This window comes from Xanthomonas sp. NCPPB 4037 (assembly GCF_041475695.2).
GTDB classification, from domain to species: Bacteria; Pseudomonadota; Gammaproteobacteria; order Xanthomonadales; family Xanthomonadaceae; genus Xanthomonas; species Xanthomonas campestris.
This window is the reverse complement of record NZ_CM191261.1, coordinates 413,770-434,485: the sequence shown is the minus strand read 5'-3', so window position 1 is coordinate 434,485 and position 20,716 is coordinate 413,770. Positions and strand designations below refer to the sequence as shown.

The window sequence follows — 20,716 nt, the reverse complement described above, 5'->3', positions numbered from 1 at the left end:
CGGCACTGAAACGCCGCAGTGCCTGGTGGATGGTGCGGCACATGTGCACGCAAGGTGTTCGCAGGTGAGTTGCGTTGGCACGCTGTGCAGGCGCGGCGCAAAAAGCTGACCAATTAAGCAAACCCTGGCAAACGCCGCGCTGAATTGTCGCGTTCGATGATCATTTGTTGACATACCTGCAGTTACTCTGCGCGTCAAGTTTGTTTAACCCGGAACATGCAAGTCATGAGCAGAGATCCCTCCGTCATCGATGTACAAGCCGAAATCGCGCATTGGCAGGCGCGGCATGCCCAAGGCAATCTCGGCGCCGGCAAGTTCAGCGAATTGTCGCCGGTTGTGAAGATGGCCTGCGACATCTATCTGCAGGCACCGCGTTCCAGCGACCAGGAACGTTTGAGGCTGTTTCGCGACCGTCTGGAACATCACTTCATTTCGTCAAGCACGCAGTCGAACTACGAACAGTTGGCCACTGACTGCTGGCAGCGTCTGGGCAATCGCACAAGTTGATCGCAATCGTTGAGCAAGACCTGTAATCCAATGGAGATCGTCATGAAAACCCCGTATCAAGTGCAGCAGGAGCTGGAACGACTGGAGCGGCTGGTGCCGCACATCATCAGCGACCAGGGCGACCGCGCGGAGGAGATCCTTGGCTTCCATGTAGCCAGTTTGTTGGGCAGTGCACCGGCAAGCGAACACGCGCTGATCCGTGAGCGCACCGCGCATATGGCGCGGATGTGCCGGACAGGGCAGGCTGCAGCACGTGCACCTGTACGACCTCTGGGCATGCAACCCCTCGCCCAGCCGCAGTGGGCCTGATCGATGCGACACCGGAGCCGCTCAGCGGCTCCTTTGCATTTGGAGCAGCTATCAAAACTACTGTGCAGCCGCTCTTATAGGCCCGTTGACGGCCGCCGCCATTCCCCGTTCCCAGGACTTTCATGAAACTCACGCTTATTGCTGCTTCCTTGTTGGCCGTGCTCTCCCTCAGCGCCTGTGATCGCCCAGGAGGCGACGCCTCGCGGACCGCGCCGGCGGTCTCTCCCGAACCCACGGCTGCTCCGGTGAGCGGCACTGGCGCAACCGAGTTGGCCAAGGGCGACGGTGGCGCGCTGGGCGTGCTTGCGGCGATCGACGAGAACGAAATCGCATTGGCCAAGCAGGCCATCGCACAGGATCTGGGCGGCGCCAACGACGAATTCGCCAAGCAGATGCTGCACGACCACGAGGCCAATCTGGAAAAGACCAAGGCCCTGGGCGCAACCGATTCGCCGCGCGCCGATGCGATGCGTGCCAAAGGCAAGGCTGCGGTGGACGCACTGGAAAAGACGCTCACCCTGCCGGACGGCAAGGACGCGTACCGCAACGCCTTCATGCGCACGATGGTCACCGACCACGCCGACACCATCAAGATCCTGGATGCGGAGCTGATCCCGGCCGCGGCGACCGACCCGGTCAAGGCGCATCTGGAAGAAACCCGCCGCGTGGTTTCGGCGCATTTCGAGCGGGCACATTCGGTGTCGTCTTCGCGCTGACACGCCAAGCGGTACCTGCATCACGACGCGCCGGCTTGTCCGGCGCGTTTGCGTTTCAGGCGTGCAGCGTTTCTCGTGCATCACGCAGCCGCAGTGACAAACACGCCCCCGCACGGCTTCACTCCACTCGCGCCCGCCATCGCCTATGGTGCGGCATCGATACGGCGCACTGGAGCCTGGCAATGCATCTGCTCATCACTGGCGGCACAGGTTTCATCGGCCAGGCACTGTGTCCGGCGCTGCTGGAGGCCGGCCACCAGGTCAGCGTGCTGACCCGCGACCCGCCGCGCGCTGCGCGCACACTCCCCGGCGTGACCACGGTCGCCACGCTCAGCAACAGCTTGCGCGCCGATGCGGTGATCAACCTGGCCGGCGAACCGCTGGCGGCCGGGCGCTGGACCGACGCGCGCAAGCAGCGCTTCCGTGCATCGCGGATCGGCACTACCGAGCAGCTACACGCCTGGATCGCCCAGCAGCCGGCCGAACAACGCCCGCGCGTGCTGGTGTCCGGCTCGGCGGTGGGCTATTACGGCGAACGCGGCGACGCGGTACTGACCGAGGCCGACGGCCCGGGCGATGACTTTTCTGCAGCGCTCTGCCGCGACTGGGAAGCCGCGGCCATGGCGATTGCCGCGCTGGGCCCGCGCGTGAGCTGCGTGCGCACCGGCATTGTCCTGGACCGCGATGGCGGCGCGCTGGCGCGCATGCTGCCGGCATTCCGGCTGGGTGGCGGCGGGCCGTTCGGCAATGGGCGGCACTGGATGAGCTGGATCCATCGCGCCGATATGGTGGCCCTGCTGCAGTGGCTGCTGGAGCACGGCCAGGCCGGCGCCTACAACGCCACGGCACCGACGCCGGTGACCAACGCAGAATTCGCGCGCACGCTGGCGGGCACGCTGCACCGCCCCGCGCTGCTGGCGTTGCCGGCTGGTGTGTTGCGACTGGGCTTTGGCGAAATGGCCGATCTGCTGCTGGTCAGCCAGCGCGTGCTGCCGCAACGCGCGCTCGATGCGGGTTTTCAGTTCCAGTACGTGCGCCTGGACGCAGCCTTGCGCGCCATCCTGCAGCGCTGAGCGCACGTACGCGGCCCCACGCGGTAACCAGCAGTGGGCGTCGTCGCGTTACTGCGCAGGGGCCAGCGCGCGCGCCAGGGTCGGCCAGAGCTCGGAGACTGTTGGGTGGATCGGTACCGCCCATTCCAGGGTGTCGATCGGCTGGTCGGCGTTGATCAGGTCGATGATGCCGTGGATGGCTTCGTCGCCATGCAGACCCAGAATTGCGGCGCCCAGCACGCGCCGGGTCTGCGCATCGGCGACCAGTTTCATCATGCCGATGGTTTCTCCGTTCTCGCGCGCACGCCCCAACTGCTGCATCGGGCGGTGCGCCACCAGCAACGGCCGCCCGCTGGCACGCGCCTGGGTTTCGCTCATGCCCACCCGGCCCAATGGCGGGTCGGTGAACAGCGCATAGGCCGGCACCCGCTGGCTGAGCCGGCGCTCAGCACCGTCGAGCAGATTGGCGGCCAGGATCTCGTAATCGTTGTAGGCGGTGTGCGTGAACGCGCCGCGGCCGTTGCAGTCGCCCATCGCCCACACGCCGGGCACATTGGTGGCCAGTTGCATGTCGACCTGCACATAGCCTTGCGCATCGGTGGCGATGCCGGCGGCCTCCAGGCCCAGGTCGTCGGTGTTGGGTTGCCGCCCGAGGGCCAGCAGCACGTGGCTGGCCACAATCTGCGGCGCGCCCTGCGCGCACTCCAGTTGCACGGCCGCACCGTCGGCATGCGCCGCGAAGGCGATGCAGCGCGCGTCGGTGCGCACCGCGATGCCCTCGTCTTGCAGCATCTGGGCGATGGCCTCGGAGATGTCGGCATCCTCGCGCCCGATCAGGTGCGCGTGCTGCTCCACCACCGTGACCTGCGCCCCCAGGCGGCGAAAGATCTGCGCAAATTCCAGGCCGATGTAGCTGCCACCGATCACCACCAGATGCTGCGGCAACGTGCGCAGCTGCAGGATCGAGGTGTTGTTCAACGGACTGATCTGATCAAGCCCGGGCAGCTCCGGGGTGCGTGCGCGTCCGCCCACGTTGAGGAAGATGCGCGGTGCGCTGAGTTCTTGCGCGCCGACGCGCAGCCGACCCGGCGCGACAAACCGGGCATGGCCGCGGATCAACTGCACACCCGGCGTCTGCGCCAGCCACTGCTCCACGCCGGTACGCGCCGCATCGCTGATCGCGTGCGCACGCGCCATTACCTGCGGCAGGTTGACCTCCACCGGGCCGGCAATGCGCACGCCATAGTCCCCCGCGCGCCGGGCCAGGTGCGCCACGCGTGCGCTTGCCACCAGGGTCTTGGTCGGCATGCAGCCGGTATTGACGCAGGTGCCGCCCACCAGATGCCGCTCGATCACCGCCACCCGCTGGCCGCGTTCGGCCAGGCGCACCGCCAGCGACGGGCCGGCCTGGCCCGCGCCCACCACGATGGCGTCGTAGCGCGTGGCCGTCATGGCAGCAGCACCAGGGCCACACCGCCCAGCAGCAGCGCGATGCCGTCTTCGAGCAGCCCGGCGGGACGGTCACGCCCTAGCCGCTGTGCCACGGCGGCGCGTGCCGCAGCGCCGCCATAGGTGCCCAGCACTGCACCGACCACGCCGGCCGCTGCGCCGAGCACCCACTGCCCGGCCTGCAGGCCAATCGCCCAGCCGCACAGCGCACCGCTCAGCAGCCGGGTCAGGAACTGCACCGGGACCTTGCGGCTGGGCGTGTTGGGCAATTGGTCGGTGATCAGCTCACCCAGCGCCAGCAACGAGACGACCCAGGGGGTGTAGCGCCAGCCCAGCCAGCCCAGCGGCGTCCCCGCCAGGTGCACGTGGCCCAGGGCCGCGGCCCAACTGAGCAAGGCGGGCGCCAGCATCGCGCGCAGCCCGGCCACCACACCCAGCAACCACGCAGCAGGAAGAAGGTCCATGCAACCACTCCTCGTGAAATCAGCGGGATGCCGCGTCGGTGCGAGCCAGGCTCGGACACGGCCGCGATCGCCGCGAGTATAGGCAGCCCAGGCGCTTCCCCTTGCGGATGAGCCCGTTACTGCGCACGTCGATACCACTGGCCGGGCCGCCTCTGGTCGGCTGCCCGGGTTGCCCGCGGTGGCGATGCACTAATATTTGCCTAACGACCACAACCGACAGTGCTGCGGAGATCGGACTGGCCCCAGTGCCCGGCGGACCCACCATGCACCTGCTCCTTGTTGAAGACGACACCATGCTTGCCGACGCCATTTGCGACGGCGTCCGCCAGCAGTCCTGGACCATCGACCATGTCGGCACCGCCGCTGCGGCCAGGACCGCGCTGGTGGAACACCACTACACCGCCGTGTTGCTGGACATCGGCCTGCCCGGCGATTCCGGGCTCACGGTGATCCGCTACATGCGGGGCCATTACGACCCCACCCCGGTGATCGCGCTGACCGCGCGCGGCCAGCTCACCGACCGCATCCGCGGCCTGGATGCCGGCGCAGACGACTACCTGGTCAAGCCGTTCCAGTTCGATGAATTGATGGCACGCGTGCGCGCCATCGCCCGGCGCAGCCAGGGCCGCGTGGTGCCGTTGCTCACCCAGGGCGAAGTGTCGGTGGACCCGAGCAGCCGCAAGGTCACCCGCAACGGCAAATGGGTGGCGCTAAGCGCGCACGAATACCGCCTGCTGCTGGCCTTGATGGAACGCGCCGGGCGCGTGGTCACCAAGGACCAGCTCGAAGAAGGCGTGTATGGCGGCCCGTCGGAAGGCGGCAGCAACATGATCGCGGTGTACGTGCACCAGCTGCGGCGCAAGCTCGGCGACGAGGCCATCAGCACCATCTATGGCCAGGGCTACATGATCGGCCAGGCGCCCGAATGAGATCCCTGCAGGCGCGCATGCTGGCGACGCTGGGGGCAATCGTGGTGCTGAGCTGGGCAGCCTCGATCTGGATCATCGTGGCGCTGATGTTCCATGGCAAGGACAGCGCACTCGAACACGAACTCACCCATTTCGGCGCGCAGCTGCTGGCGGCGCTGCCGGACCCGATCGAACGCCAGATCGCCACTGTCGATGCAGCGCATCTGCGCGCCAGGCGCAATGCCCGCGCCCACGACCAAGCTGCCGCCGATGCCGAATCGCCCCGCGCCGAACTGGAACGCACGCTCACCGCGATCGTGCTCAATACCAGCCAGCTGGCGATCCTGGGCCTGCTGATGTGGCTGGCGGTGCGCACCTCGCTGCGCCCGCTGCGCGCCATCTCGCACGCCATCGCGCAACGCAAGGGCCTGGACATGGAGCCGCTGCCTTTGCAGCAGGTGCCCGACGAAATCCGCCCACTCGTGACATCGTTCAATACGTTGCTGGCACGCGTGGAAAAGGCCGTGCAAGCCGAACGCGATTTCGTTGCCGACGCCGCACACGAGCTGCGCACACCGCTCTCCGCGCTGCATGCCTACGCCGAGGTCGCCCTGCGCGCCACCACCCTGGAAAACAAGGACGCCGCGCTGCAACGCTTGCTGGAAACCGCACGCCGTAGCAATCGCCTGGCCGAGCAACTGCTGGATCTGGCCCGGCTGGATGCCGGCATCAGCTCGGCGGCGTATCACCAGGTGGAAATGGCCGAACTCATCACGCATGTGCTGGACGAATTCAGCGTGCAGGCCGAGGCACGCCATATCAATCTGCAGGTGGAAGCCGCGCCGTGCGTGCTGCGCTGCGACGTGGACGCGGTAGGCATCCTGATCCGCAACCTGGTCGACAACGCCATCCGCTACGGGCGCCTGCACGGCACGGTGGAAGTGAGTTGCGGGTATTGCCTGCGCGCAGATCAGCTGCATCCATTCGTGCAGGTCAGCGACGATGGCCCCGGCGTGCCGGAGGACGCCCGCGCCGCGATTTTTGAGCGGTTTTACCGTGTTTCCGGCAACGCGGTGCAAGGCAGTGGCATCGGGCTGTCGCTGGTGGCCGGCATTGCGCGGCTGCACGAGGCGCGTATTGAAACCTGCGAAGGCGGCGACGGACGTGGCCTGTGCATCCGCGTGCTGTTCCCGGCCGGCACCACCAGCGGCCCCGCTGCGCGCTGAACACGCAAGCACGCACGGCGCCCTCGGCGCGCGCACCAATACCGTCCCAAACAGTGCTGCCTACAGTGCCTGGAACCGCTCGCATCCAGGATGCACGCCCATGTTCCACTCCATCCGTTCTACCCCGCCCGCGCCCGCTCCGCTGGTGCTGCACGTCTCCGCAGTTGCCGCCAACGATAGTGCGCCGGCCACCACCACCGGCATGCACGCGGCGCCGCCGTATCACTGCGCCCGCACCGGCATCTGCAATCGCGATATCTGGAGTGCGCTGCCGGACATCCGCAGCGCGCGCGATGCGCGCCGCCTGCAGCACCACCATTGCGGGCTGCTGTGCCTGGCGGCCACCGGTGTGCTGGTGATGGCTGCGTGCCGGTTGCTGCTGCATTGAATCCGCGTGCCGGCCGCGCTGGTGCTGCTGATCCATTCGTTGTCTCCTTCCAATCAGGTACCCCTGTATGTCGAGCTCTCCTATTGTTCGCTGGTGCGCAGTGGCATCGGTCGGCCTGCTGCTATGCAGCTGCGCCAGCACGCGGCCACTGCCGTATAGCCAGTTGCCCTCGTCCAGCTATCTGCGTCCGCATGACGGGAGCCGCGGCGACCGCATGCCCTACGCGTATCAAGGCGATGCGAACTGGAGCCGCTACCGCGCCGCGATCGTGGAGCCGGTCAGCATCTATCGCGGACCGGATGCGCAGTTCGAAGACGTACCCGAGCAGGACAAGCGCATGCTGGCCGACTACATGCAGCAGGAATTCAGCGGCGCCATCACCCAGCGCTGGCAACGCGCCACCACGCCCCTGGCCGACACCGTGCGCATCCGCATCACCCTCACCGGTGCCAAGCCCAATAAACGGGTGATCGGCACCATCATGAAAGTGGATATCGGTGGCGGCTCCTACAACGCGGTGCAGGCCGCACGCGGCAAGGAAGGCGCGTTTTCAGGCTCGGTCAGCTACGCGGTGGAAATCTTCGATGCGCAGAGCAATCGCCTGCTGGCCGCCTACGTCGAAAAGCAATATCCAAGCGCCTTGAACATCAAGGCCAGCCTGGGCGCATACGACGCCGCCAAGGCCGGCATCCGCAAAGGCGCCGACCAGTTTGTGCAAGGCCTGCAGTGAGTGATGCCGTGACTGCGCTGCGCGAGGCGGCTTACGCAGACGGCCGCCTGCGCAGACGCAGGTGCGTGCCGCATCCGGGCATAGCGCTTACCTAGGCTCCGCAGCCGATGTGCGTGCAGCGTCTTGCACACCGATCAATTGGTGCGCCGCTGTCACCGCCGCCACTGACAATGAAACAGGCCGGCGCTACTGCACCGCCGGCCTGTGGTTTTCAGCGCGTGCCGCGCGGAAGGGCCTTCTTGACTGCGGCCTTGCGAGCAACGCTGTTCTTGGCCACCACGCGCTTGGCCGGCGATGCGCTGGCGGTGGCGGCTTTCTTCAGTGGCGCCTTTTTCACCGCCACCTGCCGGGTCGCGGTCTGCTTGGCCGCGGGTGCCTTCTTGGCGATCTTCTTGGCGATCGCCTTCTTCACCGCTACCGACTTCACCTGCGCCTTCTTGGCGGCCGAACGCGTGCCGGCGTTGGCAACCGCCGCCTTGCGCGCGGCCTTGCTGGCAGCGGTCTTGGTGCTCAGTGCCGCCGCTTCGGCCTTGGCATTGGCCTTGGCGGTTTCCAGCTTCAACTTGGTAGTGGCCTTGGTGCTGGCGATCTTTTGCTTGGCCGCGGCCTTGGTAGTGGCAATCTTCTTCTTCGCCGTGGCGGTGGTGCCAGCGATCTTGCGCTTGGCCGTGGCCGCGGTGGTTTCGACCTTGTGCTTGGCTGCCGCCGTGCCGGTCTCGATCGACTGCCGGGTCTTGGCCACGCTGCGCTTCACCGCGCTGGCGGCGGCGCCGGCTTTCTTGACCACGCGTTTTTCGAACTTGACCACGGCCTTGCGCGCCTTGCTGACACGCTGCTTGACCTGCGTCACCGCGCCATCGGCGGCGTCCTGCACGCTGGCGACCGCGTCACTGGTGGTGCTGGCGATGCTCTGCCCCAGTTCGGTGGCTGTACTTTTCACGCTGTCGACGGCGTCGGACAGGGTTGCCGTCACACCATTGCCATTGCTCATAAGCCCTCCTTCGGGGCGTCAGTGTGGAAACCCGGGGCGGTGCGCACAGGCACGCCGTATTGCTGAATGTGGGGCTGTTCGAGCGGACGCTACGCCGGGCTCAAGCGGCTGTCAACGCAGTGCCCACAAGGCCTGCGCGCGACTTTCACCAGCGGTTAAATCGCGCGCTGGCATCTTCGTTCAGCTTGATTTACGCAGTCAGACGCCCTATTCCTCTTCCACCGCGTAACCGGAATCCGTTGCATGCGACCGCTGCCCACCCTGCTGTCCCTTTCGCTGGCCGCCGCGTTCGGCGGTTTCGCTGCCAGCGGCATCAATGCCTGGCTGGACAACCGCGCCGAAGCCGCGCCCACCGCGGGTGCGGCGTTTACGCTGCCTACCGCCGCCACGTTGCCGGCGGCGGTCGCCGGGCAGCCGGTGCCCTCACTGGCACCGATGCTGCAGCAGGCCATGCCGGCGGTGGTGAGCGTCAACACCAAGCAGGTGGTGCGCGTACGCAACCCGTTCTTCAATGATCCAATCCTGCGCCGGCTGTTTCCGGAAATTCCGCAAGACCGCATCAACGAGTCGCTGGGCTCGGGCGTGATCATCGATGCGCAAAAAGGCTATGTGCTGACCAACCATCACGTCATCGAAAACGCCGACGACGTACAGGTGACGCTCGGTGACGGGCGCACGGTCAAGGCCGATTTCATTGGCTCCGATGCCGATACCGACATCGCGCTGATCCGCATCAAGGCCGACAACCTCACCGACATCAAACTGGCCGACAGCAATGCATTGCGCGTCGGCGACTTTGTGGTGGCGATCGGCAACCCATTCGGCTTCACCCAGACGGTCACTTCGGGCATCGTGTCGGCGGTGGGCCGCAGCGGCATCCGTGGGCTGGGCTACCAGAACTTCATCCAGACCGATGCGTCGATCAACCCCGGCAATTCCGGCGGTGCGCTGGTCAATCTGCAGGGCCAGTTGGTCGGCATCAATACCGCCAGCTTCAACCCGCAAGGCAGCATGGCCGGCAACATCGGCCTGGGCCTGGCGATCCCGTCCAACCTGGCGCGCAATGTGGTCGAGCAATTGGTGACCAAGGGCGTGGTGGTGCGCGGCACGCTTGGCCTGGAAACCCAGAACCTCACCCAGCAGATGCTGCAGGGCCTGGGCGTGGATTCGCTGCGCGGCGCGCTAGTGACGCGCGTGCTGCCGGGTTCGGCGGCGGCAGCGGCCGGCGTGCAACCCGGTGATGTGATCGTGGCAGCCAACGATCAACGCGTGGACAGCGCGCAGGCGCTGCACAACTACGAAGGCCTGCAGGCGGTAGGCAGTGCGGTCACGCTGGACATCCGCCGCGACGGCAAGCCGCTCAAGCTCAAGGCCACCTTGAAGGAACAGGACCGCGCAGTCACCGGCGACATGCTCGACCCGCGCCTGGGCGGCGCCACCTTCGTGGATCTGCCCGAATCGCTGCGCCAGTCCGGTGTCACCGGGGTCATGGTGAGCGAGGTCAAACGCGGCGGGCGCGCGGCTGCCAACGGGCTGGTGAGCGGCGATGTGATCTTGGCCAGCAGCGTGGGCGAGTTCGCCGACCTGGCCAGCTGGCGGGCCAATTTCCAGCGCAAGCCGCAACAGCTGGTACTACGCATCCTGCGCGGAAACGCCCAGTACGACGCGCTCATGCGTTGATCCGGCGTGCACTGACGAGCGCCTGCCCTAACACCCCCTACACCCTGCCGATGCTATTGCTACCGCACGACCGCACGCTTTCGCGGCTGCCCTCAACGACCGTAGGAGATATCGCATGAGCCCCACCAATACCGAACAGCTGAAGGACAACCTGAGCGAAGCCGGCACCCATCTGAAGTCCGCCGCCAGCGCAGCAGGTGAAGCGGTCAAGGGTGCCACCAGCGCCGCGGGCGATGAGCTCAAGCTGGGCCGTGCCAACGTCAAGGCCGAACTGTCCGACACCGCGCTTGCGGGCATGGCCGCTGCCGAGTTCGGTGGCGCCGCTGCCAAGGAACAGATGGACGTGCTGGTCAGCAAGGGTAACGATCTGCTCGACAGCGCCACCGATCTGATCCGCGAGCGTCCGCTGGCCGCCTTTGGTGTGGCATTTGCTGCTGGCTGGATCATCGCCAAGCTGGCCCGTAGCAACGACAACTAAGTCGTGAGCGATCAGGCCTCTACTGCTGGCGGCCCGGACGCGCACGACGCACGTCCGGAAACGCCAGGATTGGACGAAAGCGTACGTCAGGTCGGTGCTGCCGGCCGGGCGACGCTGGGATCGGCCAGAGACACCAGCCGTGCCTTGCGCCGGCTGGTGTCGGCCGACCTGCAACTGGCACGCAGCGCCTTTGGCCGCGGCTTGGCCTGGGCATGTGTGGCGGTGGTGTTTGGCGCCTCGTCCTGGTTGCTGCTGGCCGGTGCCATCATTGCGCTGCTGCAACGTGCAGGGTTGTCGTGGTTCCAGGCAATGTTCTTCACCGCGCTGGCCAGCCTGCTGGTCACCGGCCTCGCCGCATGGCGGGTGTTCTTCTACTTCGATCACACCGGCATGAATGCCACGCGCCGACAACTGGTGCGCCTGGGCATCTTCGATGACGGCAACGACGATGACACCGGCCCGGCCTCGCCGGCAACGCCATCGTCCACAACCGGAGGCCGCCCATGAAATTCGGCGCCATGCGTCATCGCGTTGAACGCGCCGAACTGCTGGTCGAAGGCCGCAGTGACGAAACCCGCCAGCATTGGGCGGAGCTGCGTCAGGCATGGACCAGTGGCTGGTCACCTGTGCGGATTCTGGTCGCCGGTTTCGGGCTGGGCTTTGTCGTCGGCCGCAACGAACCGCAGGCCGCACTGGGCAGCATTGCCGGCAAGTTGGGCGGTATTCCCAAGATCCTGCAGATGATCAGCACCATCTCGGCGCTGTTTACCGCGCACCGCGCGCAGGAAGCCTCCGAGCAGGCCGAGCGCGCTGCCGACAACGCCGAAGAAGTTGCCGCCGACAACAGCGCAGGTGCCGCCATGGGCCCGGTGCCGGTGGACGAACGCACGCTGGCCACGGCCACTGTGGCGCCAGCCCAGGCGACCTACCCGCGTGGCTCACCGCGCGCGGCCGAGGCCGCTACCGAGCTCTCCGAGCACTGAATTCCCGCGCACAGTTCTGTGCGCGGCGTTGACACGTTCTGCTGATAATGGCCCACCGCCGGCACCTCGCCGGCTGCTGCCAGGGCGCGCATGAACTTCCCCGTTGACTCACTGGATGCCGCCGAACCGGCAGACTCGCTTCCGCCACCACCGGCGCCACGCCCGCGTGCACCCGCCTCGTTGGTGGTGTTGGCCACGCTGGCAGTGGGCTACACGCTCTGGGCCGCGCAAACGATCATCCTGCCGGTGATGCTGGCGGCGTTTTTCGCGCTGATCGGCAACCCCATCCTGCGCGGTCTGCGCAAGCTGTACATCCCGCGCTTTCTCGGCGCCTTGATGATCCTGTGCCTGGGCCTGGCCGGCACCGTGGCACTGGCTGCGCAATTGGCGGGCCCGGCGGCCGAGTGGGTGCAGCAGGCACCGCGGCAGATGCGCCAGATCGCCCGCGATGTGCGCGACTTCACCAAGCCGGTGCAGCAGGCCAATCAGGCGGCGGAAAATTTTGCCCGCGCCGCTGGCGGTGAAGGCGCACGCGGCATCCAGATCGTGCGCACGCAGCTGGATGACCCGTACAAATCACTGACCCGCACACCCAAGCTCGCCGCCTCGGTGCTGGCAGTGGTGCTGCTGACGTTCTTCTTCATGGTGTATGGCGAGAGCCTGCAACGGCATGCGATCGCCTTGCTGCCCAATCGTCAGCAGCAACGCTTCACCACCGAAATCATGCTGGACATCGAGCGCGAGGTCTCGCGCTACGTGCTCACCATCAGCGTGATCAATATGCTGGTGGGCCTGGTGTTTGCCGGCATCTTGTACGTACTCAAGATTCCGCTGCCCGAAGCCCTGCTGTGGGGCACCGTGGTGGCGCTGCTGAACTTCGCGCCATACGTGGGCCCGCTGATCGGCGTGATGCTGATGTTGCTGATGGGCTTTGTGGAATTCCGCACCACGTTGTCTTCGCTGCTGCCGGCCATTCTGTATCTAGCGCTGCATACCATCGAAGGCCAGGTGGTCACCCCGATCGTGCTGGGCCGGCGCATGGCGATCTCGCCACTGATGTTGATCCTGGCGTTGATGCTGTTTGGCTGGCTCTGGGGCATGGTCGGCCTGCTGCTGGCGGTGCCACTGCTGGTGTGCATCAAGATGGTGCTCAGCCGGGTGGAAGGCATGCAGCGCTGGGCGCGGTTGTTGGAGTAGCCGGGAATCGGGAGTTGGGAATCGGGAATCGCAAGAGCAGTGGCTGCGCTCTACCCATTCTCGATTCCCGACTCCCCATTCCCGGCATTACAATCTCGCGATGAGTTTCCAAATCAGCGCCATCACCATCGACCTCGACGACACGTTGTGGCCCTTCGCTCCGATCGGTGCGCGCATCGATCAGGTGTTGTACGACTGGATGTGCGAGCACAGCCCGGTCACCGCAGCGCGGTTCCCGGTGGAGGCGATGCGCGAGTTGCGTGAGCGCAGCTTTGCCGACAACCCGCACCTGCATCACGACCTGAGCGCGCTGCGCAGGCTCACACTGGAGATGGCCTTGCGCGACAGCGGCGGCGATCTGGCGCTGCTGGAACCGGCCTATGAAGTGTTCTATGCCGCGCGCAATCAGGTGGAATGCTATCCGGATGCGCTCGATGCATTGGCGCGCATCGCCGCGCACGTGCCGGTGGCTGCGCTCAGCAACGGAAATGCCGATCTGGAACGCATCGGCCTGATGCACCATTTCGCCTTCCAGCTTGGCTCGCGCGAACACGGCAGCGCAAAACCCGACCCGAGCATCTTCCTGGCCGCGTGCGCGCGCCTGCAGGTGCCGCCCGCGCAGGTGCTGCATGTGGGCGACCATGTGCGCATGGATGTGCTGGGCGCGCTCGATGCCGGCCTGCGCGCGTGCTGGATCAACCGCGAGCAGGCGCAGTGGTCGCACCCCACCCAGCAGCCGGACCTGGAGTTCGACAGCCTGCTCGGCCTGGCCGATTGGCTGGACGTGCACCACACACCGGCGGCGCACGCTGGCGTGTGCGTGCCCGGCTAAATCCGGCGCCTTCTTTCCGCAGCTTTTGCGCGGCATGCCGCGCCGCATTCGAGGATTCCCATGTCGCACCTCACCGGTTTCACCGACCCCAGCGCGGCGGCGTTGCCGCTGCATGTCCTCGACCGCGAAGGGTTTGCCAGCTGGTGTGCCGACCAGCCCACCCAGGTGCTGGCATGGGCGCAGGCGCAACGCTTCGACGCCGCACCCGGCAGCGTGCTGCTGCTGCCCGGTGAGCAGGGCCTGGCCGGTGCGGTGCTGGGCATTGGTGACCGCGCCGACGCGTATGCGTATGCGCATGCACCGATGGCGCTGCCGCCGGCCAGCCGCTGGATGCTGGCCACGCCGTTGAACGAAGCCGAACAGGCGCTGCTGCAGCTGGGCTGGGGCCTGGGGGCCTACCGTTTTGCACGCTACCGCAAGGTGCCGCGTGCGCCGGCCGAACTGGCCGCCGCGCCGTCTGCGCATACCCGCGCGCTGATCGAGGCCTGCCTGCAGGTGCGCGACTGGGTCAATACACCCACCGAAGACATGGGCCCGCAGCATCTGGAAGACGCCGCACGCGCGTTGGCGCAGACGCACGGCGCACAGGTCGAGGCGATTGTCGGCGAGCAGTTGCTGACGCAGAACTTCCCCACCATCCATGCGGTGGGCCGTGCCTCGCACCGGGCGCCGCGGTTGATCGTGCTGCGCTGGGGCAAGCCGGAACACCCGCACCTGATGCTGGTCGGCAAGGGCGTGTGCTTCGACACCGGCGGGCTGGACCTGAAACCGGCCGACGGCATGCGCAACATGAAAAAAGACATGGGCGGCGCCGCGCATGCACTGGCGCTGGCCGGGCTGGTGATGGCGCAGCAGCTGCCGGTGCAGCTGACGTTGCTGATTCCGGCGGTGGAAAACGCCGTGGGCCCGGATGCATTCCGTCCTGGCGAAGTGATCATCACCCGCGCCGGCGTGAGCGTGGAAGTGGACAACACCGATGCCGAAGGCCGCCTGGTGCTGTGCGATGCGCTCAGCTACGCCAGCGAGCAGCGCCCGGACCTGATCCTGGATTTCGCCACGCTCACCGGCGCGGCGCGCATTGCGCTGGGCCCGGACCTGCCGGCGCTGTTCGCCAACGACGAAGCAGTGGCGCAGGCCTGGTTGGGCGCTGGCGAACGCACCCGCGACCCGGTCTGGCGCATGCCCTTGTGGCGCCCGTACCTGCGGTATCTCAACAGCCATGTCGCCGACATGGCCAACGCCGGCTCGCGCATGGCCGGCGCGGTGACCGCGGCACTGTATCTGGAACGCTTTATCGCCCCGGGCCTGGCGTGGGCGCATCTGGACGTCTACGCCTGGAACGACAGCGACCGCCCCGGCCGCCCCGCCGGCGGCGAGGCACTGGCGTTGCGCTCGGCCTTCGCGATGCTGCAGCAGCGCTACGGCGGCTGAGGCACACGGCCGGCGCAGCGCGCGCCCGGCATCGTCGGATACCGCGCTGAGACGTGCGGGACGCACTGCAGGCGCACGCATTGCGAGCGCCGGTCGCACCGGCACTTGCCCGCGCGTTGCCAACATCACACGCTACAAGCAGCGCCCTGCGGATGATGCGGCGCAGGCGTCCTCTGCCGCGACGACCGCGCGGCCAACCCGGGCGACCGCTACATCACCTCTCGCATCACCCGGAGCCAGCCATGTCGTTGCCACCTCCCTCGCCACACCGCGCACGCAGCCCTGTGGTGCCCTTGCTGGGTATCGCAGCGATTGCCGGCGGCATCGCCATCGCATTCGCCTGGACCGCCGGCTGGATTGGCGGCGACCGGCTGACCGCCGCACGCATGACCGACACCATCGAATCCAGCGGGCCGCCGCATCCGGGCTTCCGGCGCGCGCATACCAAGGGCGTGTGCGTGAGCGGGCAGTTCCAGTCCAGCGGCAAGGCCACCTGGCTGTCGTCGGCACGCATCTTCAGCCAGCCCAGCACGCCGGTGCTGGGGCGCATGTCGATTGGCGGCGGTGACCCGCACGGCGCCGACGGTGCGGCCCGCGTGCGCAGCATGGCGCTGCAACTGCGCAGCGATGACGGGCAGGAATGGCGCACCGCCATGAACAGCTTTCCGTTTTTCGTGGTGGCCACACCGGCCGGGTTTCAGGCGCTCAACGTCGCCTCCAAGCCCGATCCGGCCACCGGCAAACCCGATCCGGCCAAGCTGGCGGCGTTCGGCAAACAGTACCCGGAGGCGGCAAAATTCCAGCAGTGGGCCAAGACCGCGCCGTGGTCGGACAGCTGGGCCAATACCCAGTACAACGGCGTCAACGCCTTCCGCGCGGTGGCCGCCGATGGCCGCGAGCGCTACATCCGCTGGTCGATGCGCCCGCACACGCCGTTCAAGGGCTTGAGTGCGGAACAACGCGCACAGGCCGATGGCGATTTTCTGGCCACCGATCTGGATGCGCGCCTGGCGCAGGGGCCGTTGCGCTGGGACATGGTGCTGACCGTCGCCGAGCCCGGCGACCCGGTGGATGATCCCTCCCAGCCATGGCCGGCGAACCGCCGCCAGATCGTGGCCGGCACGTTGTCGCTCGACCATGCGCAGCCGCAGGCCAGCGGCCCATGCCGCGATCTCAACTACGACCCGCTGATCCTGCCCAAGGGCATTGCCGCCTCCAACGACCCGATCCTGGCGGCGCGCTCGTCGGTGTATTCGCAATCGTTCAATCGCCGCGAGCGCGAGATCGCCAACGGCAAAGGCAGCGCCGCCACCGGCCAGGGAGCCCACCCATGAGCAGCCGCACCCACTTCAATCTGCCCGCACGCGTGCTGCATTGGCTGATGGCCGCGATGATCCTGACCATGCTGTTCGTCGGCGTGGGCATGGTGGCCTCGGTGACGCAGCGGCCGTGGTTGATCGACCTGCATCGCCCGCTGGGCATCGCCATTTTGATTCTCGCCGTGCTGCGGTTGATCAACCGCCTGCGCAACCGCCCGCCGCCGCTGCCCTCCGATCTGCCGGCCTGGCAGAAGGCGGCAGCCATCGCCTCGCACTGGCTGTTGTACGCCTTGATGCTGGGCATGCCGCTGATCGGTTGGGCAATGCTGTCGGCCGGCGCGTATCCGATCGTGTTGTGGCCGGGCGCGCAATTGCCGCCAATCGCGCCGCATGACCCGGCGCTCTACGCCTGGCTGCGCAGTGCGCATGGCTGGCTGGCGTATCTGTTGTTCGCCACCGTGCTGGGGCATCTGAGTGCGGCGCTGTTCCATGCCTGGGTGCGCCGCGATGGCGTGTTTTCCAGCATGGCGCGCGGGGAGCGCTCCGCGCGTTGATGGATGGGGGGTGGGCTCCCTTCTCCCGCCGGGAGAAGATGCTCCGCAGCAGGGGCGGATGCGGGTACGTGCGAAGCATCGGGTTCGCCGCCGTCTGGAGTGGTTTTGCCCTGTTGTACCCTCACCCCTCTCCCGACGGGAGAGAGGCTTTGGTCTCCCTTCTCCCCTCGGGAGAAGGTGCTCCGCAGGGGCGGATGAGGGTATGGGCGAAGCATCGGGTTCGCCGCCGTCTGGAGTGGCTTTGCCGCGCACCCCCTCCCAACCCCTCTCCCGACGGGAGAGGGGCTAGCGCTGGCGTTTTGTCTTGGCCTCTGGCGCAGATGCGTCGATGCCCTTGCCGGTCGCGGCCCAGTAAATCCCGCCGTACAGATGCTCCAGATAGCGTGGGTCGTTGTAGGCCTCGGCCAGATGGCCCAATGCCGTGGCGAAGACGCGGCCGCCTTCGAAGTGGTGGTACCACGCCACCGGGTGCTGCTTGCCCATGCCCTTGGCGACCTGGCCCGGCCAGATCAGCGTGGGGTCGTAGCTGGATTCGTCCACCGTCATCAGCGTCACTAAATCATCGCTGTAAGGCGGGTCGTATTCGTACCACTCATCGGTCCACACCCAGCGCGCGGGCAAGCCGGCCGTGGCCGGGAAATTGGCGTCCACCACATCCACCATCGCCGTCTGCATGTAGGGATGGGTGCGGAACGACCGCCCGATCAGATGGTCGTACCACTCCCAGTCGCCGCGCTTGATCGCAAACGCCTTGTGCACTGCAACCACACCGCCGCCGTTACGCACGTACTTCTGAAAGTTGGCGCGCTGGGTGGGATCCAGATCGGTGGCCGGTGTGTTGAGCAACACGATCGCCGCGTACTGCGACAGATCGCCATCGAAGGCCTTGGCATTCCAGGCCCACACCAGTTCGACGTAATGCTTGCGCGCAATCGCTTCGAACTGCGGCTTGGCGACGGGAATGTAGTCGTGGTGATACTGGTTGGGGATGGCTGCCACCAGAATCTTGAATTGCTCGGCAGATGCGTTGAATGCGCAGGCCAATAGCAGACCCAACAACCACAGATGTTTCATGCAATGCGCTCGCGTTGATCACCCATCAACGAGTGTACCTGCGCACGCATGGCATGCCTTTCCCTGCATTTTGGAATAGGTGTCCATGCGTGTCCTGCACTGTGGATGTCACCGCATTACATCGCGCGTACAACGGCCAAACATCGCGCATGCATGCACGCGTATCAGCGCATCATTGGCTCACAACCAGCCTTTTTGCCGCGCCAGGCGATACGCTTCGATGCGATTGGCCACACCCAATTTGCCGATGCATTCGGACAGGTAATTGCGCACGGTGCCGTGCGATAACTGCAGCTGTTGTGCGATCTCGCTGGCCGAGCGGCCTTCGCCGGCCAGCCGCAATACGGTGCGCTCGCGTTCGCTCAAGGGGTCGGCTTCCACCCAGGCGTCCATTGCAAGTTGCGGGTCGATCACGCGCCCGCCGCGCTGCACCGTGCGCAAGGCGCTCACCAGTTGTTCGGCCGGCGCATCCTTGAGCAGGTAGCCGGCCACGCCGGCATCCAGGGCGCGGCGCAAGAATCCGGGGCGCGCAAAGGTGGTCACGATGATCACGCGCACCGGCAACGCCTGCCGCTGGATGCGCTGCGCCAGCTCCAGGCCGGTGAGCGCCGGCATCTCGATGTCGGTGACCAGCACGTCCGGCTGCAGGCGTTGCAGCTCGCGCCAGGCGCTTTCGCCATCGGCGGCGCTGCCGACCACCGTGATGTCGTCTTCCAGGCCGAGCAAGGCCACTAGCGCACCGCGCAGCAAGGCTTGGTCTTCGGCCAACAGGACACGGATCATCGGTCGCGCTCGCATGCATGCAACGGCTGCGCACGATAGCAGCCGCGCGCCTGGCGTGTATGCGACACGCGCATCGACCGATGCGCCGTCAGCGCGACTGTGGCATCAGCGGCACCGGCAGCGGCGGAGTGGCCGGCGCCGGCGTGGGGCGCGGCAGCGGCACGCTGGCACGCAAGCGCATGCCACGCGGCAGCGCTTCCACATCCAGTGCACCGCCCAGGCCTTGCAGGCGCGTACGCATGCCGTCCAGGCCGTTGCCGGGCACGATCACGCCACCGCGCCCGTCGTCGGTGATTTCCAGCACCGCGTGCGCGTCCTGTGCCTGCAGGCGGACCCGCACGCGTTTGGCCTGCGCATGGCGCTGCACATTGGTCGCGGCCTCGCGTACGACCAGGGCGAGCGCGGTCTCGTGTTCGGGTGGCAAGGCCAGCGTTTCCAGGTGCTGCTCCAGCACGATGCCGTCCAGGTCCAGCAACACCCGCGCCGAGGCCAGTTCGGCCACCAGCCCGGCCGCACGGATGCCGGTGACCGCGCGCCGCACCTGCGCCAGCGCATCACGCGAGATCTGCGCCACCGCATCGATCTCGCTGCGCGCCGCCTGCGGATCACGCTCGATCAGGCGCGCGGCCAGATCCGACTTGAGTGCCACCAGCGACAAGGTGTGCCCGAGCAGATCGTGCAGATCGCGGCCAATGCGCTCGCGCTCGGCAGTGGCGGCCAGCCGCCGCACTTCATCCTGCGACAGCCGCAGCAGCATGTCCTTGCGCTCGTTGACGCTGTACACCGCGCCAACCGCCGCCATGCCCAGCACCGAGACCGGCAACCACACCAGCGATTGCCAGCCCAGGCCCAGCCAGCGCGCCCAGCCCAGGTAGAGCAGGTTCATCAGCACCAGCATGCCGAAGTGCCGCCATAGTGCGTGCCGGGTGGAGGGGCGCAGGCTCAGGCAAGCAAATACGAAGTAGCTGATGCCGGAGGAATACACCGGCAGCAAGGCCGCGCTGAGCACGCCCATGGCCCAGGCGTAGCGATACAACTGGCCGCGCGGGGCAAGCAGCATGCGCGCGTACAGCAGCAGGAACACCGGATACGAGAGCAGCGTGCACAGCAGCCAGGTGGCATCGTAGCCACGCGAAGAAAACACCGGCACCACAAAGATCCAGGACGACCACAGCAGGTGCACGCAATCCATCCAGGGCGACTGCCCTTGCGCGAGGCGTGCGCTGACCTGCGAATTGGCGGCGGGGCGTAACCAGGCAGGAAGCGGAAAGCGCATCTGGATGAGTCCGGTGAGGAAGCTGGAGTCTGCCACCGCAGTGCGCGCAGTGGATTGAAACAGTTGAGCACGCAGCCGGTCTGTAAGGCACGGCCCGCTTGTCGCGCGCGCCAGTGCGTGCACCTACGATGCGACGGGCGCAGCGCTGCCACAGCATGCCTGGCGAACGCGACAGCCTGACATGCACCCAGCATCGCGTACTGCCACCGCCGCGCCCAGTTGCCGCTGTCATGTGCGGCGGGTGACAGCTGTCACTGGCGGTCGCGATGGGGCGGTTGCATGCTGCGCGGCACCCACCCCGTTGGTCGCCTTCGTATTGCTGGTGACTTCCGGCAGCTTGCGGCACGGCGCCCGGCCGGTCACATTTCG

22 protein-coding genes and 1 pseudogene are annotated in these 20,716 nt (G+C 66.8%); 17 read left to right on the top strand and 6 right to left on the bottom strand.

The window, feature by feature from the left end; genetic code table 11:
- The first annotated feature begins 225 nt into the window (after window positions 1-225).
- From ACCQ01_RS01865 to ACCQ01_RS01850, 4 genes are all read left to right on the top strand, one after another.
- Entirely contained in the window at window positions 226-507 is a 282-nt protein-coding gene (locus ACCQ01_RS01865) for a hypothetical protein (RefSeq protein WP_014506262.1), read from the top strand.
- A gap of 42 nt (window positions 508-549) precedes the next feature.
- Window positions 550-816, top strand: a complete 267-nt coding sequence (locus ACCQ01_RS01860; protein WP_050912607.1) for a hypothetical protein — start codon at window positions 550-552, stop codon at window positions 814-816.
- A gap of 122 nt (window positions 817-938) precedes the next feature.
- Window positions 939-1,532: a DUF4142 domain-containing protein gene (locus ACCQ01_RS01855; RefSeq protein ID WP_228433140.1), complete on the top strand. Its 594-nt coding sequence runs from the start codon at window positions 939-941 to the stop codon at window positions 1,530-1,532.
- Between the two features lie 182 nt (window positions 1,533-1,714).
- A complete protein-coding gene (locus ACCQ01_RS01850) occupies window positions 1,715-2,605 on the top strand; it encodes a TIGR01777 family oxidoreductase (protein ID WP_228433141.1) in 891 nt (296 codons plus the stop codon).
- 48 nt (window positions 2,606-2,653) lie between these two features.
- Here ACCQ01_RS01850 and ACCQ01_RS01845 read toward each other — a convergent pair whose 3' ends face one another.
- Complete coding sequence (locus ACCQ01_RS01845) at window positions 2,654-4,036, bottom strand: FAD-containing oxidoreductase (protein ID WP_228433142.1); 1,383 nt, start codon at window positions 4,034-4,036, stop codon at window positions 2,654-2,656.
- Window positions 4,033-4,497 (bottom strand): DUF4126 domain-containing protein, encoded by a 465-nt coding sequence (locus ACCQ01_RS01840; RefSeq protein WP_228433143.1) that lies wholly within the window; start codon window positions 4,495-4,497, stop codon window positions 4,033-4,035. The genes ACCQ01_RS01845 and ACCQ01_RS01840 overlap by 4 nt, the downstream gene beginning before the upstream one ends.
- A gap of 263 nt (window positions 4,498-4,760) precedes the next feature.
- On the opposite strand from ACCQ01_RS01840, the gene ACCQ01_RS01835 reads away from it, so the two are divergent.
- The 4 genes from ACCQ01_RS01835 to ACCQ01_RS01820 all read left to right on the top strand — a co-directional run bounded on the left by ACCQ01_RS01835 (window position 4,761) and on the right by ACCQ01_RS01820 (window position 7,749).
- Window positions 4,761-5,426, top strand: coding sequence for a response regulator transcription factor (locus ACCQ01_RS01835; protein WP_040941992.1), 666 nt, complete (start codon window positions 4,761-4,763; stop codon window positions 5,424-5,426).
- A complete protein-coding gene (locus tag ACCQ01_RS01830) occupies window positions 5,423-6,631 on the top strand; it encodes a sensor histidine kinase (RefSeq protein WP_228433144.1) in 1,209 nt (402 codons plus the stop codon). Before ACCQ01_RS01835 ends, ACCQ01_RS01830 begins: the two co-directional genes overlap by 4 nt.
- Window positions 6,632-6,731: 100 nt before the next feature.
- Window positions 6,732-7,019 (top strand): hypothetical protein, encoded by a 288-nt coding sequence (locus tag ACCQ01_RS01825; protein ID WP_228433145.1) that lies wholly within the window; start codon window positions 6,732-6,734, stop codon window positions 7,017-7,019.
- Window positions 7,020-7,086: 67 nt separating this feature from the next.
- Entirely contained in the window at window positions 7,087-7,749 is a 663-nt protein-coding gene (locus tag ACCQ01_RS01820; protein WP_228433146.1) for a DUF3313 domain-containing protein, read from the top strand.
- Window positions 7,750-7,960: 211 nt separating this feature from the next.
- On the opposite strand, the gene ACCQ01_RS01815 is transcribed toward ACCQ01_RS01820, so the two are convergent.
- Window positions 7,961-8,740 carry a histidine biosynthesis protein HisIE gene (locus ACCQ01_RS01815; RefSeq protein ID WP_228433147.1) on the bottom strand — a complete coding sequence of 260 codons (780 nt, stop codon included), beginning with the start codon at window positions 8,738-8,740 and terminating at the stop codon, window positions 7,961-7,963.
- Window positions 8,741-8,983: 243 nt separating this feature from the next.
- Between ACCQ01_RS01815 and ACCQ01_RS01810 the strand changes: the two genes are divergently transcribed.
- The 9 genes and pseudogenes from ACCQ01_RS01810 (at window position 8,984) to ACCQ01_RS01770 (ending at window position 17,214) form a co-directional block, all read left to right on the top strand.
- Window positions 8,984-10,420 (top strand): Do family serine endopeptidase, encoded by a 1,437-nt coding sequence (locus tag ACCQ01_RS01810; RefSeq protein WP_228433148.1) that lies wholly within the window; start codon window positions 8,984-8,986, stop codon window positions 10,418-10,420.
- A 115-nt stretch (window positions 10,421-10,535) separates the two neighbouring features.
- On the top strand, window positions 10,536-10,898 hold the full coding sequence (locus tag ACCQ01_RS01805; RefSeq protein WP_011038974.1) for a hypothetical protein: 363 nt from the start codon (window positions 10,536-10,538) through the stop codon (window positions 10,896-10,898).
- Window positions 10,899-10,901: 3 nt separating this feature from the next.
- Window positions 10,902-11,405: a phage holin family protein gene (locus ACCQ01_RS01800; protein WP_228433149.1), complete on the top strand. Its 504-nt coding sequence runs from the start codon at window positions 10,902-10,904 to the stop codon at window positions 11,403-11,405.
- A pseudogene (locus ACCQ01_RS01795) lies at window positions 11,402-11,779 on the top strand (hypothetical protein); the annotation flags it as partial. The gene ACCQ01_RS01800 and the pseudogene ACCQ01_RS01795, both read left to right, overlap by 4 nt.
- Window positions 11,780-11,971: 192 nt before the next feature.
- Window positions 11,972-13,078: an AI-2E family transporter gene (locus tag ACCQ01_RS01790; protein WP_011038977.1), complete on the top strand. Its 1,107-nt coding sequence runs from the start codon at window positions 11,972-11,974 to the stop codon at window positions 13,076-13,078.
- 100 nt (window positions 13,079-13,178) lie between these two features.
- Window positions 13,179-13,910 carry an HAD family hydrolase gene (locus tag ACCQ01_RS01785; RefSeq protein ID WP_115577826.1) on the top strand — a complete coding sequence of 244 codons (732 nt, stop codon included), beginning with the start codon at window positions 13,179-13,181 and terminating at the stop codon, window positions 13,908-13,910.
- A 60-nt stretch (window positions 13,911-13,970) separates the two neighbouring features.
- Window positions 13,971-15,341, top strand: a complete 1,371-nt coding sequence (locus ACCQ01_RS01780; protein WP_011038979.1) for a leucyl aminopeptidase family protein — start codon at window positions 13,971-13,973, stop codon at window positions 15,339-15,341.
- 242 nt (window positions 15,342-15,583) lie between these two features.
- On the top strand, window positions 15,584-16,675 hold the full coding sequence (locus tag ACCQ01_RS01775) for a catalase family peroxidase (RefSeq protein WP_228433150.1): 1,092 nt from the start codon (window positions 15,584-15,586) through the stop codon (window positions 16,673-16,675).
- The gene (locus ACCQ01_RS01770) at window positions 16,672-17,214 is read left to right on the top strand and encodes a cytochrome b (RefSeq protein WP_011038981.1); all 543 of its coding nucleotides are present in this window, start codon (window positions 16,672-16,674) and stop codon (window positions 17,212-17,214) included. The genes ACCQ01_RS01775 and ACCQ01_RS01770 overlap by 4 nt, the downstream gene beginning before the upstream one ends.
- Window positions 17,215-17,499: 285 nt before the next feature.
- On the opposite strand, the gene ACCQ01_RS01765 is transcribed toward ACCQ01_RS01770, so the two are convergent.
- The 3 genes from ACCQ01_RS01765 to ACCQ01_RS01755 form a co-directional block, all read right to left on the bottom strand.
- Window positions 17,500-18,288, bottom strand: coding sequence for a ThuA domain-containing protein (locus ACCQ01_RS01765; protein WP_228433151.1), 789 nt, complete (start codon window positions 18,286-18,288; stop codon window positions 17,500-17,502).
- Window positions 18,289-18,468: 180 nt separating this feature from the next.
- Window positions 18,469-19,071, bottom strand: a complete 603-nt coding sequence (locus tag ACCQ01_RS01760; RefSeq protein WP_014506244.1) for a response regulator transcription factor — start codon at window positions 19,069-19,071, stop codon at window positions 18,469-18,471.
- 88 nt (window positions 19,072-19,159) lie between these two features.
- Window positions 19,160-20,347: a sensor histidine kinase gene (locus ACCQ01_RS01755; RefSeq protein ID WP_161960967.1), complete on the bottom strand. Its 1,188-nt coding sequence runs from the start codon at window positions 20,345-20,347 to the stop codon at window positions 19,160-19,162.
- Window positions 20,348-20,716 lie beyond the last annotated feature (369 nt).